The organism is Alteromonas sp. MTD1, assembly GCF_042848195.1.
In the GTDB taxonomy this organism is placed as follows: Bacteria; Pseudomonadota; Gammaproteobacteria; order Enterobacterales; family Alteromonadaceae; genus Alteromonas.
This window is the reverse complement of sequence record NZ_BTGG01000009.1, coordinates 1-13,278: the sequence shown is the minus strand read 5'-3', so window position 1 is coordinate 13,278 and position 13,278 is coordinate 1. Positions and strand designations below refer to the sequence as shown.

Here is a 13,278-nt window from a genome sequence, read left to right as displayed (position 1 = left end):
TTATGAAAGCAATCGTGTGTGAAGCATTCGGCCCTATTGATGAACTTCAATACAAGGACGTTGCCGACCCAGAAGTAAAAAAAGGCCACATTGTCGTTAACGTTGAAGCTGCCGGTGTGAATTTTCCAGATGGGCTATTAGTTCAAGGTCTATATCAGCTTCAGCCTGATTTTCCATTCGTACCAGGTAATGAAGTGGCAGGTACTGTTGCTGAAGTAGGCGAGGGTGTAACCCATATCCAAAAAGGGCAGCGTGTTATTGCACTATCTAATTTAGGTGGTTATGCAGAAAAAGCGCTAATTCCAGCAACCCATGTTATGCCGTTACCAGACCCTATTCACGTTAACGAAGGGGCTGCACTGGTCACTGCTCATGCAACGGCCCACCACGCGCTAAAACAGCGCGCAAAACTGCAGGCTGGAGAAACACTGGTAGTGACTGGTGCGGCAGGTGGTACAGGGTTGGCCGCCGTGCAGATTGGTAAAATTATGGGCGCAAAGGTAATTGCAGTTTGCTCTACCGAAGAAAAATTAGCCTTGGCAAAAGAGCACGGTGCCGACGTACTAATTAACTACAAAGAAAAAGACTTGAAAGAGACGCTTAAAGAAGTGACTGGCGGCAAAGGCGCTGATGTTGTTTACGAATGCGTAGGTGGCGATACATTCCATGCTTGCAGTAGAAGTATGGCATGGGAAGGGCGCTTGTTGGTGGTTGGTTTTGCCGGTGGCGAAATTCCAAAGTTTCCGGTGAATTTAGCACTAGTAAAAGGCTATTCTGTGATGGGCGTATTTTGGGGCTCGTTCACGCAGCATGATCCTAAAGGCTTTGCCGAAAATATGCAGGAACTATTAACCTGGTATGTGCAAGGCAAAGTAAAAGTCGTGGTAGATGAAGCACTGTCACTGAAAGACGCCACAAAAGCCATGGCAAAGGTTATGAACCGAGAAGTAAAAGGTAAAATGGTACTCGTGCCTTAAACCAGAAAGGTGCAAACAACAGCACTTATAACGGTATAAATGTATAAATGTATAAATGTATAAAGGTTCAGGCTTTGTTCTGAGCCTTTTTAATGAACTACACGAAACGTGTCGGGTCAGAGGGTTGTATAGGGGCCGAGTGTTGCACTTCAAGACACGCTTGCTAAAGTGAAGTCGACAGTATCATGAATATTGCCTAGTAACTCTGGTTCGTGAATATAAAAGCCTTGTGCATAGTCTATTTTGAGGCTTTTTATTTCATTGTATACGGCCTCATTGGTCACGTATTCAGCGACTGTTTTTAGTCCGAGTGAGTGTGCTATGGCACATATCGACTTAACAATTTGGTTAGATGTATTGTTAGTAGTAATGTCCCGTATGAACAGGCCGTCAATTTTCACCGTGTCAACTGGCAACGATTTTAAATAATTAAACGACGCTAATCCTGTTCCAAAGTCGTCAAGAGAGAACGAAAACCCCTTACTCCGTAAAGTTTTGATATTCTCTATGGTGTCATCAATGCTCATCATTGCAGTTGTTTCTGTAATTTCAAATGTAATCGCTCTCGGGTCAAATACATAGGTATTCATCATGTCTTCGATGAATCGTACAAAACATTTATCGGAAATAGTTTGCCCCGATAAGTTTACAGAGTAAGTCATGTTACAAACCATTGAGCGAACCAAACTCTCTATAACATACCTGTCAATAAGCGGCATTATTTTGTAACGCTCTGCGTGTGGAATAAAAGCAGAGGGTGAGACAATGCTGCCATTCATTTTTTTCAACCTAACTAGCACTTCACAATAAGGCTTAGCGCTACCTTCTACTGCATTTATCTTCTGCCCGTAAAGAAGAAGTCGCTTTTGTGACATAGCATCTTCAATCTCATCAATCCATTTCACATTTACAAGATGATCTTTAAATTCACACCCAGTTGGCTCTATGATGTGGAGCGTATTTCGCCCTTCATTTTTTGCCAAATGGCATGCAGTATCAGCCACACTCATTAAGCTGCTGAAAGTATCAGTTTCATGCTTCTCAATAGAGGTAACGCCAATAGAAATTGTTGCTCGAACTATGGCTCCGTTGGAAAATATCTCAAGTTTTTCAACTTGTTTAGTAATGTTGAGAAGCAGCTTTTCAGCTTGTGCTAATGTGCATCCATTTAAGAAAAGTGCAAATTCATCGCCGCTTAGCCTTGCGACAATGTCGTCGCCCCGCATGCTGTTTTTTAAAAGCGCAGCGATACATTTCAGCATCTCATCGCCTACACTGTGACCGAACTTATCGTTTATTGCTTTGAAATTATCAACATCAATAAAAGCGAAAACACCATCTTTTCGCATCTTCATCATATCAGGTAGCAGCTTCTCCATTGATTCTTCTAAAAATTGTCTATTGTGTATTTGTGTAAGGGAATCATGGGTTGCCCTGTGCAAAAGCAAACTTTCCTGAGTAATATCCCTCAGAACAATAAGAAAACCTTTTGGCATCCTTCTACACTTCACGGTGACAACGCGGTTGCCAATAGGGATCTCAGTTAAATCTAATATTTGCTTTCTGTTTTTTAGCATTACCTCGTTAATACGTGCGTAAACACTATGTTCATTGACAAAGGCATTTTCAAAATCTCGGTCAACAAATTCATCAATATCATCTTTGTTTAGCCCAAGAATTTCGCATGCTTTTTGGTTTATAACCTGAATATCCAGCTGATTTGAAACACACATTATGCCATAGGGAATGGTACCCAGTATTCCAGACAACATATCTCGCAGGGTAGACACTTGGTCATAGTCATTGGTCATTAGACTTTGTCCTTATAACATGAACGGTTGCATCCTGATTGCTTTTGGCAAATTGATTGAAAAGCTGCGTTGCTATTGTGTAGGTTGTGTCTTTTTTGACCGAAAGGGAAATGCGTTCATTACAAAACGACATACCACTTGAGCCTAACGCAAAAACACTGTTCGAAGAGTTAGGTAGTTTGAAATGGGTAAGGCTTTGTGCAGGTTGTTTTATCGGGCATATACGGCTTGTACCATCTTCTAATGGCTGAACAATACAGAATTGCATTTGATTGTTACCAATAAATTCAATGGTATTTGGCGTTACTTTTAATAAGCACAGCGGAAATTCACCTTCTTCACTCATAGATTGTATTTTTTTGAACAAGTCAGGCAAAGCAAGGCGGAAGTGCTGAAGAAGAAGCTGGTCAATGGCTTCCTGAAAATAAATATGTATGTTTTTGTTTTCAACTGAATAGATACCTGCAATAGCACTATTTCCGTCAAAAACCTTTCTTAGCAGTCTATCATGGTTTATGTATTGGCCCTCGGCCGAGAACGATATCGCTTCAATATCGATGTCGTGTTTTTTGGGGGGTGAATGAAACAGCATTGATATTGACAACCCATTGCTATCATTCTTTTCTATTACGAACTCGTCTACCGCATTTCTAGCCGCATTTAGGCCTAACCCCAAACTGGTAGATTTGTAAGTGCTAAAACCATTTTGAAATGCCAGCGCTAGGTCAGGGATACCCGGTCCGTGATCTTCAATATTTACGTGTAGGCCGCTTAAGTTATCAAGGATGGTAATAGTGGCTGTCGTATTACTCGCATAGCGAAGCGCATTGGTAGCAATTTCTGATATTGCTGTAGCAAAGCAGCTTGCTTTGAACTCGTCGTTGTATATGTGATAGCAAAGTAGCTTGCAATGTTGACTTAGCATATCTACATCACGCTGTGAATTCAGGTGAACTTTCTCCTGGTCTTCGACCTGAAATTCGCGCAGAGACATTAGCTATTAACCTAATTATTCTATGGTTAAATTTAGAACAGCAAGTGCTTCATGAACAGCTTCTTTTAAACGCTTTTTAACAGTGATATTGCCAAGCACCACACCGTTTTTAACCATAGTCATAGCGATGACACCTCGTATACCACAAAAAATAGTTTTAACGCCGATAAGGCTAAGTGTTTCAGCCGCTTGAACTAGTTGAGTCGCAACTGATGAGTCGATGGCATCCACGTTTGAAAGATCAATAATTGCGACCGTAAAGTCTCCACTTTCCACCATTTGTATGATTTTGCTGGTAATCGCGACCATCCGTGCAGAATCAATTGTGCCGAAAAAACCAGAATAGATGCACTGGTCGAAAAGTTCAGAGGCCACAATAGGTGATTCACCACCGATCTGTTTTCTGCTAATTGCTACACTGTCCATAAATTAGTCCTTCAAGGCATCACAAGCTGATAAGGAAAAGCAAGTAGCGCCAAAGTGATGTTACGCACAATAAAGTTAACAAAAATTAATTTGCTCACTATTTAAACTATATACTTGTGTGGTGGAAATGCTCGCAATTTGGTTTAATTTTATACTAAAGTTTAATAGGCAAAAGTATAAAGCTAAACTTGTGTTCAAACCCATTAAGTAAAGTAAGACTTGAGCGAACCGGTTCTGGTTAACTTGTGTGTTAGAGCTTGATAGGGTTTGTCAGAGCTTGTGTGGAAGTGAGCTTAAATGAAGATTGACAGAGGCTGAGTTGTCGCCTTTGCGGCTGTGTAAGAGAATCTTTTTAAGTGAATCGGCGCTTATAGTGCTGCCGCTTCTCAGTTTTTTCAATGATGTGTAATTGCGTTTTAGGGGGGCGTTCTTAGGTGCCTCGATATTTGCTTTGTGATTTAATCGCTCATTAATGCAAGAAGCAGAGGCCGGCATGAGTGCGGAAATAAGCAACGTGATTAAGATGAAATTGCTACGTTTCGACATTGAAATCTGTGTATTCCGTAAGTTCGACTACATCATTTAAGCAAAAAAAATCGAAAGGTGCGCTGTTGCCGCACCAGACGACGGTTTTGTTTGTTCTTTCCCATTAAATCGCATCGGTAGGCACAGTGAAACCATACTGGCCATACCTAAGTATGCAAATATATACTCAATCAGATTGCGCAATGTTAGCTACCTGCTACCAAGCGGTTACCCCTCCATCTACGGCAATTGTTTGACCGTTCATGTAGCTGTTTCCTGGTGACAGCAGTAACATCATCGTATTTACAATCTCTTGCGGTTCTCCTAAACGCTTCATTGGACTGCCCATACCCAGCTGTTCTCTTGCTTCTGGTGTGTTGTAGCCGTCTATATTTAAAATGTTTGTTGGGCTGTAGAAGGGGCAAATGGCGTTTACGCGAACATTCTTCCTTCCATATTCCACTGCAGCGGTTCGTGTAATACCCGATACTGCATGTTTTGCAGCAGCATAAGCCCCACCTTTTGGCGCACCGCCTAACCCTGCAAGAGAACTTACATTTAAAATGTGCCCGTGTTTTTGTGCAAGCATCGCTGGAATTTGGTATTTCATGCCAAACATCACACCTTTAACATTCACGGAAAATTGTGTGTCGATTATTTCTTCGGTCATTTGGTGCACCGGCGCAGGATTATGTGCAATGCCTGCGTTGTTCACTGCAATATCTAAACGACCAAATGTTTCCAACGCCAGTTCTACTAGCTGCTTGTTAAGAGACTCTTTGGCAATATCACCTGCCAAGGCCACTGCATCAGTCAGTTCACTTACATCTCTTCTCGTGCCTTCAAGCGCTGATTCGGCTATATCCGTAAGCACTAATTTTGCCCCACGACTGGCAAGTCCCATTGAGAGAAGACGCCCAAAGCCACTGCTAGCGCCCGTAATTAAAACGGTATTTCCCGTAAAATCTAAAAGTGCGTCCATGAAGCGCTCCTATAAGTTATGTGTTTGTTCTATAAATCGTTTCAACAATGCAGCCAATTCTTCGCCTTTATCTTCTTGAATAAAGTGCCCTCCGTCTTTTATTACTGCGTGTTCAATACCTTCACAGCCAGGGACCAATTTCTGAAACACGCGGTCACCGCCGGCGGTAACTGGGTCACTATCACCAAATGCAGTCATAAACGGTTTTTTAAATTTCCGCAGTTTTTCCCACGCATTGCGATTTGACTGCGCTTCAACGCTGTCTGGGCTAGCAGGGACTAGCAACGGAAACATACGCGCACCCGCTTTGTATTCTTCAGAGGGGAAGGGGGCGTCGTAGGCATTCAAGGTATGTTCCGATAATTCAGAAACCGTTGCGCCTTGAATAATGCTTGAAGTTGGAAAGGCCGGCACATCTTGTGAAAAACGACGCCATTTAGCGAATGCTTCGCTTGGCGGCTGGTCTCCGGTAGGTAAACCCGTGTTCGACACCATTACACCAGCAAACCGTTCAGGCATATCTGCAACTAATCTAAGCCCTAGCAGCCCGCCCCAGTCTTGACAAAACAGCGTAACCGGCCCCTTAACGACCTGATTAAACCATTCTTTCACCCAAATAACGTGACGAGCGTACGTGTAATCCTCGCGTCTTTCTAATTTATCCGAACGTCCAAACCCAATAAGATCGGGAACCAAAACGTTGAATCCGGCTTCAACTAATGTCGGTATCATCTTTCTGTACAGGTAGGCCCACGTGGGCTCTCCATGCATTAGCAGAATGGTGTGACCATCCTTTGGTCCTGCTTGATAATACGCCATTGTTATCTCACTGCTTATGGTATCAGTGACCTGAACATAGTGAGGCGTATAGGGAAAATCAGTGATATTCGCAAAGGCGCTTTCCGAGGTTTTCAACACTTGCATGGTGAATTATCCATTGTGAAATTTTTGTAAATAATTGTGATGACCGAGTTAACAAAAACACTGGTTTGATGTGGTGTCAAACCCTCCTTAACCAATACATCACGCTGTATTGAGGCGAAAATGCCATCTGAAAAGGGCTGGCTGTCAATATTAAATATTGTGATAAATGTCTATAACACCAATAAACTTGGATGATTAACGTCACTGCAATAACATCCAGTTAACGTGATAAACAGGACATGGTTATGACACAGACGGAAAATCAAGTAGTTGCCTATGACGTTCAACAAGGCGTCGCTACACTTACAATGCAAAGTGCACCCGTTAACGCTCTTTCGCGCGCGCTTCGCGTTGGGCTAATTGAAGGTATCGAAAACGCCTCTAAAGATGAAAGTGTAAGTGCAATCGTAATTACTTCTGCTTTACCCATATTTTCAGGTGGTGCAGATATTAGTGAATTTTCTGGCGGTGACTTATCACCAATGCTTCCTGAAGTTCTCGATAAAATTGAAAACGCAAACAAGCCAGTTATTGCAGTGTTGCCAGGACCTGCTTTCGGTGGCGGGCTTGAGGTTGCACTAGCGTGTCATCACCGTGTTACTTTTGCAGATAACAAGGTTGGTTTACCTGAAGTGAATTTAGGGATCCTGCCTGGTGCAGGTGGTACACAGCGGTTACCAAGACTGGCAGATGCACAGACAGCGCTAACAATGATTGCCAGCGGAAGACCTACGTCAGTGCTGAAGTTACCTGGAGTTTTTGACAAAATCTCAGATAAACCTGAGCACTTATTGGAAGACACCAAAGCATATCTAGCATCTCTTACAGCAGACAATGCAATTAAACGCACATGCGATATCACGCTATCGATGACCGATGAAGTTCAAGCGGTGTTTGATGCGGTAACTGCGCAAACAAAGAAGGCCGCGCGTGGTTTCTTTGCGCCGCTTAAGTGTATCGAAGCAGTGCACGGTGCGTACACACTCGATTTTGAAGCTGGCCTTAAAAATGAAGGCAAGCTGTTTATGGAATGTATGAATACGCCACAGGCACGCGCCCAACAGCACTTTTTCTTCGCTGAACGTGCGGCGGGACATGTGAGCGACTTTGATAAATCAACACCAGAACGCAGTATTCAAAAGGTCGCCATTATTGGCGCGGGTACGATGGGTGGCGGTATTGCAATGAACTTCGCTAATGCTGGCATTCCTGTAACTATGCTTGAGCTAAAAGTAGAGGCGTTAGAGAAAGGGTTAGCGCTTATTCGCAAAAATTACGAAAACTCTGCGAAAAAAGGCAAGCTTACCCAAGAGCAAGTGGAAACACGCATGGGCCTTTTAACAGGCACAACGTCTTATGATGACCTTGCTGATGTTGATTTAGTTATTGAAGCCGTGTTCGAGAAAATGGAAGTTAAAAAGACGGTTTTCTCAACACTAGATAAAGTGTGTAAGCCCGGTGCAATTTTAGCATCAAATACGTCAACGTTAGACATTGACGAAATTGCGACTGCTACATCCCGTCCCGAAGATGTTATTGGCCTTCATTTCTTTTCACCCGCAAACGTTATGCGCTTACTAGAAGTAGTAAAAGCGGATAAAACGTCACCTGAAGTCATCAAGACATGTATGAAGATGGCGAAGCGAATTAAGAAAGTCGCAGTTCTCGTGGGCGTATGTTTTGGTTTTGTGGGCAACCGTATGATAGAGCCATATGGTCGCGAAGCTAACAGACTGCTGTTAGAAGGTGCCACACCAGAACAGGTAGACAGAGTACTCACCGAATTTGGCATGCCAATGGGGCCGTTTACCATGGGTGATATGGCTGGTTTGGATATTGGCTACTATGTGCGCCAGTCTAGACAAGAATACATTTCTCACGACCCCGCCTACGGTGCGGTTGCAGACCGCCTTGTAGAAAAAGGGCGCAATGGACTGAAAACCGGGCGCGGTGCCTATAATTACGATGTGGGAAGCCGAGTTCCAATTCCTGATCCAGAAGTACTTGAGATTGCAAAACAAGAAGCAGAGCGCCTCGGCGTAACTCAGCGCGATAATATTAGTGACGAAGAAATCTTAGTGCGCGTTATGTACTCGCTGATTAACGAAGGTGCGGCCATACTTGAAGAAGGTATTGCTGCTAAATCGAGTGATATCGACGTTATCTATGTATACGGCTATGGTTTCCCTGTTTATCGCGGCGGTCCAATGCAATACGCCGATGAGGTAGGGCTCAGCACCATTTTAGACAAGCTGACAACTTACCGAGATCAGCTTGGTGAGTACGGCAAAATGTGGCTAGAGCCAAGTGAATTACTAGTGAAACTGGCGCGTGAAGGCGGCAGCTTTAAAAACTATAAAAATTAAGCAAACGAAAAGGATAAAACCTATGCGTGATGCAGTTATTGTTAGTACCGCGAGAACGCCAATTGGCCGTGCCTATAAAGGCGCTTTGAACAACTTACCCGCTCCTTCGCTGGGTGGGCATGCTATTTCACATGCTGTGGCGCGCGCGGGGGTAGACCCAGCCAGCATTGACGATGTGGTGATGGGCGCAGCACTAACTCAAGGCAGCGGCGGTATGAACATTGGCCGCTTAGCAGGCCTCGCCGGCGGTTTACCTGTTACCGTTGCAGGCATGACGTTGGACAGGCAGTGCAGTTCAGGCATGTACGCCATTGCAACCGCCGCTAATGCTATCCGAACGGGCGAAACCAACATTATGGTCGCTGGAGGCTTGGACTCAATCTCGCTTGTTCAAAACAAAAACATGAATATGTTCCGCGCTGTTGACCCTGCGCTTGTGGCGAAACATAAAGACATTTACATGCCTATGTTGCAAACCGCAGAGGTGGTAGGCAAGCGTTACAATATCAGTCGCGACGTACAAGATGAATACGGCTATCAAAGCCAAATGCGCACTGCGGCAGCACAACAAGCGGGTAAGTTCGACGATGAAATTGTGCCCATCACTGCTACTCAGGCCATCTTCAATAAAGAAACAGGCGAAACCAGTGAGCGCGAAGTCACGCTTTCTAAAGACGAAGGCAATCGCCCTGAAACAACCTTAGAAGGGCTTCAAGCACTTAATCCGGTCATTGAGGGCGGTTGTATTACAGCAGGTAATGCAAGTCAGCTTTCTGATGGTGCTAGCGCTACGGTAATTATGGACGAGCAATCTGCAGCAAAGGGCAGTGCACAACCACTTGGTATTTATCGCGGTATTGCAGTAGCAGGTTGTGAGCCAGATGAAATGGGTATTGGCCCAGTGTTCGCTATTCCTAAGTTATTAAAACAGCATGGATTGACCATGGACGATATTGGTCTGTGGGAACTCAATGAAGCGTTTGCCGTACAGGTGCTGTACTGCCGCGACAAATTGGGCATTCCAGACGAATTATTAAATGTAAATGGTGGGGCTATCTCAATAGGTCACCCCTATGGCATGAGCGGTGCTCGCATGGTGGGTCATGCACTCATCGAAGGTAAACGACGCGGTGCAAAATACGTAGTTTGCACCATGTGTATCGGCGGCGGAATGGGCGCTGCTGGTCTATTTGAAGTTCTATAGTAGGTATTAGTATGGAAGGTTATAAAGCTCCTCAACGTGACGCAATGTTCGTTACACATGAGTTACTCGATTATCAAAGTCACTATCAAAAACTGGGTTTTGACGAAGCTTCAGAAGATTTGGTTACTGCCATTTTCGCTGAAGCCGCTAAGTTTTCTGAGAATACGCTGGCACCTATCAATGCGTCTGGTGATGAAGAAGGCTGTAAGTGGGTTGACGGTGAAGTAACAACGCCAAAAGGTTTCAAAGAAGCTTACCAAACCTACGTTGAAGGCGGGTGGCCAAGCATGTCGCACCCTGAAGATTTTGGCGGTCAAGCGTTACCGTACTCGCTTTCTTCAATTATTGCGGAATGGTTTTCTGGCGCTAACCACTCATGGGCTATGTATCCTGGCCTAAGCCAAGGGTGTATGGAAACGCTTAAAGCTCATGGTACAGAAGAGCAGCAAAACAAATTCTTACCTAAGCTTATCAGTGGTGAATGGACAGGCACAATGTGTTTAACAGAATCTCACTGTGGCTCAGATTTGGGCATGCTGAAATGTAAAGCAGAGCCTCAAGAAGACGGCAGCTACAGCCTAACGGGCACCAAGATTTTTATCTCTGCCGGCGAGCATGATATGTCTGAAAACATTGTGCATATCGTTCTTGCCCGTTTGCCTGATGCGCCGGAAGGCACGAAAGGTATTTCATTGTTCGTTGTACCAAAATTCAACGTTGGTGAAGATGGCGAGAAACAAGACAGAAACGCAGTAGCGTGCGGCAGCATCGAGCACAAGATGGGTATCAAAGCCAGCGCAACGTGCGTTATCAACTTTGACGGTGCAAAAGGTTTCCTTATTGGTCCTCCAAACCGTGGCCTAAACTGCATGTTTACCTTTATGAACACGGCGCGTATCGGTACTGGCCTTGAAGGGCTGGCGGCTTCTGAAGCTTCATTCCAAGGTGCGCTTCGCTATGCGAAAGATCGCGTTCAGTTTCGCTCACTAACAGGGCGTAAAAACCCAGATGGCCCGGCTGACCCAATTATCGTCCACCCTGACGTGCGCCGTATGCTGCTAACGCAGAAAGCTTTTGCTGAAGGTAACCGCGCGCTTGCAGCTTATTGTATGCAGCTTGTAGATATCACGCTGTATGGCAATGATGCTGCAGAAAAGCAGATGGCAGAAGCTAAACTTGCGTTTTTAACGCCTATTGTTAAAGCGTTCTTAACTGAAACCGCGCAAGAAGCAACCAGTTATGGCATGCAGGTATACGGCGGTCATGGTTTCATAAAAGAATGGGGCATGGAGCAACTGGCACGTGATACACGTATCTGTACCATGTATGAAGGCACAACAGGCATACAGGCTGTAGATTTGTTAGGCCGTAAAGTCATGGGTTCTAACGGTGAATTACTTAACGTGTTCGTTCAAGAGGTGCGTGACTATTGTAATTCACTGCGAGATAACGCGCAGTTCAGTGCATGGACAAATGCGCTAAGCTCACACCTTGACGAATGGCAACAAATAACCATGGATATTGGTAAAGCTGCAGCATCGAATCCTGACGAAGTTGGTGCAGCCTCTGTAGATTATCTTATGTATTCGGGTTATGTGTCGGTAGCGTATTTCTGGCTGAAAATGGCAGTTAAAGCGCAAGAACAACTTGATGCAGGTAGCACAGAAACAGAGTTTTATAAGAGTAAGATCCTTACTACAGGTTTCTACTTCGATCGTCTTCTAACAAGAACGCGTTCGTTGGTATCAGCTATGCAATCAGGTGCTGACAACCTTATGTCAATGCCAGAGAGTATGTTTGCTGTAGAGTAAGTATTTAGGTCAAAGACCAACGAGTAAATAAGCCGAGCTGTTAATACTATAAAACAGCTCGGCTTTTTTGTTTTTAAAACTAAATGCCTTGGAAAGAATCAATTCTTTAAACAAGTTTTTCGAAAGTAGAAAATAGTAACTAAAAGGGAGTAATTACATGGAAACGCAAATGCTACGTAGTCATTATATGGAAGTAGATGGCCACGACATTCATTATTTATCAAATGTTGAACGTGTAAACAATACAAGTACTAACCCCTTGGTGCTATTTCTACATGGCTTTCCCGAAAATGCACACGCTTGGGAACCCCTTATTTCTTGTTTACCAGAGGGAGTTGATGTGATTGCTCCTGATTTACCTGGTTATCATAAATCAGCGCCATTAGGACAAGAGGAAGATTACGCTGTTCCTATGTTGCTTGCTAGGATGGCCACGTTTATTGAGGAAGTGAGTAATAAACGGCGTGTGGTTCTTGTAGGCCACGATTGGGGTGGGGTAATTGCATGGCCTTTAGCCGCTTTCCACTCTCATTTGTTTTCTCACTTAATAATATTAAATGCCGCGCATCCCTCAACATTTACCGAATTGTTGAAGACTAGCTGTAAACAGCGCGAAAAAAGTCAATATATTCACCAACTGATAGATGATGATGCGCAATCAACATTGCAAAGCACCGACTTTACGTTGCTAAAGAATATGTTGGGAGAATTACTATTTTCTACGCACAAAGGTTACGCAGATACCTTGCTTGCTATGTGGAACAACAAGCGCTCTTTAAGCGCTATGTTGAATTACTACCGAAATATGCCTCAGTTAGTGCCTGTAACCGATGCCGATGAGCATGAGCTTAAGCGCATACGCGTGCCAAACATACGAATACTGATACCAACACTTGTTCTGTGGGGAGAGCAAGATGATGCGTTTGACGTTGATATTTTAGATGGCCTACCGCGGTATGTTGACAGCCTAACAATTAAACGCCACGAACTTGCAACGCACTGGATCCATAGAGAGCAAGCTACGTGGGCGGCAAAGCACATATGCGATTTTATTTGGAATAGGGAATAAGGGGCGTCTGAAAAGGGAGAGGCCTCCGAAGAGGCCTCAAGAGCGGCATCCTGCCGCTACCATGTTGAATCGTTCTACTGCGTTATCTTGTTCTGGCTATGTAAGTAAAGCGCAGGTTAAAAATATATTTGCCGTATAAGTAATTAGATTCTGTCGTTAAGCGTTGCAGAGATAGGCGAGTCTTGAAGA

General features: G+C 44.2%; 10 protein-coding genes. 5 read left to right on the top strand and 5 right to left on the bottom strand.

The genetic code is table 11. The features are described from left to right. Positions 1-2: 2 nt before the first annotated feature. On the top strand, positions 3-977 hold the full coding sequence (locus ACGHAV_RS12920; RefSeq protein ID WP_390381324.1) for an NADPH:quinone oxidoreductase family protein: 975 nt from the start codon (positions 3-5) through the stop codon (positions 975-977). Positions 978-1,126: 149 nt separating this feature from the next. Here the strand turns inward: ACGHAV_RS12920 and ACGHAV_RS12915 are convergent, their stop codons facing one another. From ACGHAV_RS12915 to ACGHAV_RS12895, 5 genes are all read right to left on the bottom strand, one after another. Next, a complete protein-coding gene (locus tag ACGHAV_RS12915; protein WP_390381321.1) occupies positions 1,127-2,788 on the bottom strand; it encodes an EAL domain-containing protein in 1,662 nt (553 codons plus the stop codon). Further along, positions 2,778-3,782: an ATP-binding protein gene (locus ACGHAV_RS12910; RefSeq protein WP_390381319.1), complete on the bottom strand. Its 1,005-nt coding sequence runs from the start codon at positions 3,780-3,782 to the stop codon at positions 2,778-2,780. The genes ACGHAV_RS12915 and ACGHAV_RS12910 overlap by 11 nt, the downstream gene beginning before the upstream one ends. Before the next feature lie 15 nt (positions 3,783-3,797). Next, positions 3,798-4,208: an STAS domain-containing protein gene (locus tag ACGHAV_RS12905; protein WP_390381316.1), complete on the bottom strand. Its 411-nt coding sequence runs from the start codon at positions 4,206-4,208 to the stop codon at positions 3,798-3,800. 742 nt (positions 4,209-4,950) lie between these two features. Beyond that, complete coding sequence (locus ACGHAV_RS12900; protein ID WP_390381313.1) at positions 4,951-5,715, bottom strand: SDR family NAD(P)-dependent oxidoreductase; 765 nt, start codon at positions 5,713-5,715, stop codon at positions 4,951-4,953. A gap of 9 nt (positions 5,716-5,724) precedes the next feature. After that, the gene (locus ACGHAV_RS12895) at positions 5,725-6,639 is read right to left on the bottom strand and encodes a haloalkane dehalogenase (protein WP_390381310.1); all 915 of its coding nucleotides are present in this window, start codon (positions 6,637-6,639) and stop codon (positions 5,725-5,727) included. A gap of 245 nt (positions 6,640-6,884) precedes the next feature. Between ACGHAV_RS12895 and ACGHAV_RS12890 the strand changes: the two genes are divergently transcribed. The 4 genes from ACGHAV_RS12890 to ACGHAV_RS12875 all read left to right on the top strand — a co-directional run bounded on the left by ACGHAV_RS12890 (position 6,885) and on the right by ACGHAV_RS12875 (position 13,089). Then, on the top strand, positions 6,885-9,005 hold the full coding sequence (locus ACGHAV_RS12890) for a 3-hydroxyacyl-CoA dehydrogenase NAD-binding domain-containing protein (protein ID WP_390381308.1): 2,121 nt from the start codon (positions 6,885-6,887) through the stop codon (positions 9,003-9,005). Positions 9,006-9,027: 22 nt separating this feature from the next. Then, positions 9,028-10,209, top strand: a complete 1,182-nt coding sequence (locus tag ACGHAV_RS12885) for an acetyl-CoA C-acyltransferase (protein WP_390381305.1) — start codon at positions 9,028-9,030, stop codon at positions 10,207-10,209. A gap of 11 nt (positions 10,210-10,220) precedes the next feature. Continuing rightward, positions 10,221-12,020 (top strand): acyl-CoA dehydrogenase C-terminal domain-containing protein, encoded by a 1,800-nt coding sequence (locus ACGHAV_RS12880; RefSeq protein WP_390381302.1) that lies wholly within the window; start codon positions 10,221-10,223, stop codon positions 12,018-12,020. Between the two features lie 157 nt (positions 12,021-12,177). Beyond that, positions 12,178-13,089 carry an alpha/beta fold hydrolase gene (locus ACGHAV_RS12875; protein ID WP_390381299.1) on the top strand — a complete coding sequence of 304 codons (912 nt, stop codon included), beginning with the start codon at positions 12,178-12,180 and terminating at the stop codon, positions 13,087-13,089. The last annotated feature ends 189 nt before the right edge of the window (positions 13,090-13,278 follow it).

Excerpts from the sequence above, each read along its gene's own strand:
- ACGHAV_RS12920 (WP_390381324.1), top strand. The coding sequence starts at position 3 with ATGAAAGCAATCGTGTGTGAAGCATTCGGCCCTATTGATGAACTTCAA.
- ACGHAV_RS12915 (WP_390381321.1), bottom strand. The coding sequence starts at position 2,788 with ATGACCAATGACTATGACCAAGTGTCTACCCTGCGAGATATGTTGTCT.
- ACGHAV_RS12910 (WP_390381319.1), bottom strand. The coding sequence starts at position 3,782 with ATGTCTCTGCGCGAATTTCAGGTCGAAGACCAGGAGAAAGTTCACCTG.
- ACGHAV_RS12905 (WP_390381316.1), bottom strand. The coding sequence starts at position 4,208 with ATGGACAGTGTAGCAATTAGCAGAAAACAGATCGGTGGTGAATCACCT.
- ACGHAV_RS12900 (WP_390381313.1), bottom strand. The coding sequence starts at position 5,715 with ATGGACGCACTTTTAGATTTTACGGGAAATACCGTTTTAATTACGGGC.
- ACGHAV_RS12895 (WP_390381310.1), bottom strand. The coding sequence starts at position 6,639 with ATGCAAGTGTTGAAAACCTCGGAAAGCGCCTTTGCGAATATCACTGAT.
- ACGHAV_RS12890 (WP_390381308.1), top strand. The coding sequence starts at position 6,885 with ATGACACAGACGGAAAATCAAGTAGTTGCCTATGACGTTCAACAAGGC.
- ACGHAV_RS12885 (WP_390381305.1), top strand. The coding sequence starts at position 9,028 with ATGCGTGATGCAGTTATTGTTAGTACCGCGAGAACGCCAATTGGCCGT.
- ACGHAV_RS12880 (WP_390381302.1), top strand. The coding sequence starts at position 10,221 with ATGGAAGGTTATAAAGCTCCTCAACGTGACGCAATGTTCGTTACACAT.
- ACGHAV_RS12875 (WP_390381299.1), top strand. The coding sequence starts at position 12,178 with ATGGAAACGCAAATGCTACGTAGTCATTATATGGAAGTAGATGGCCAC.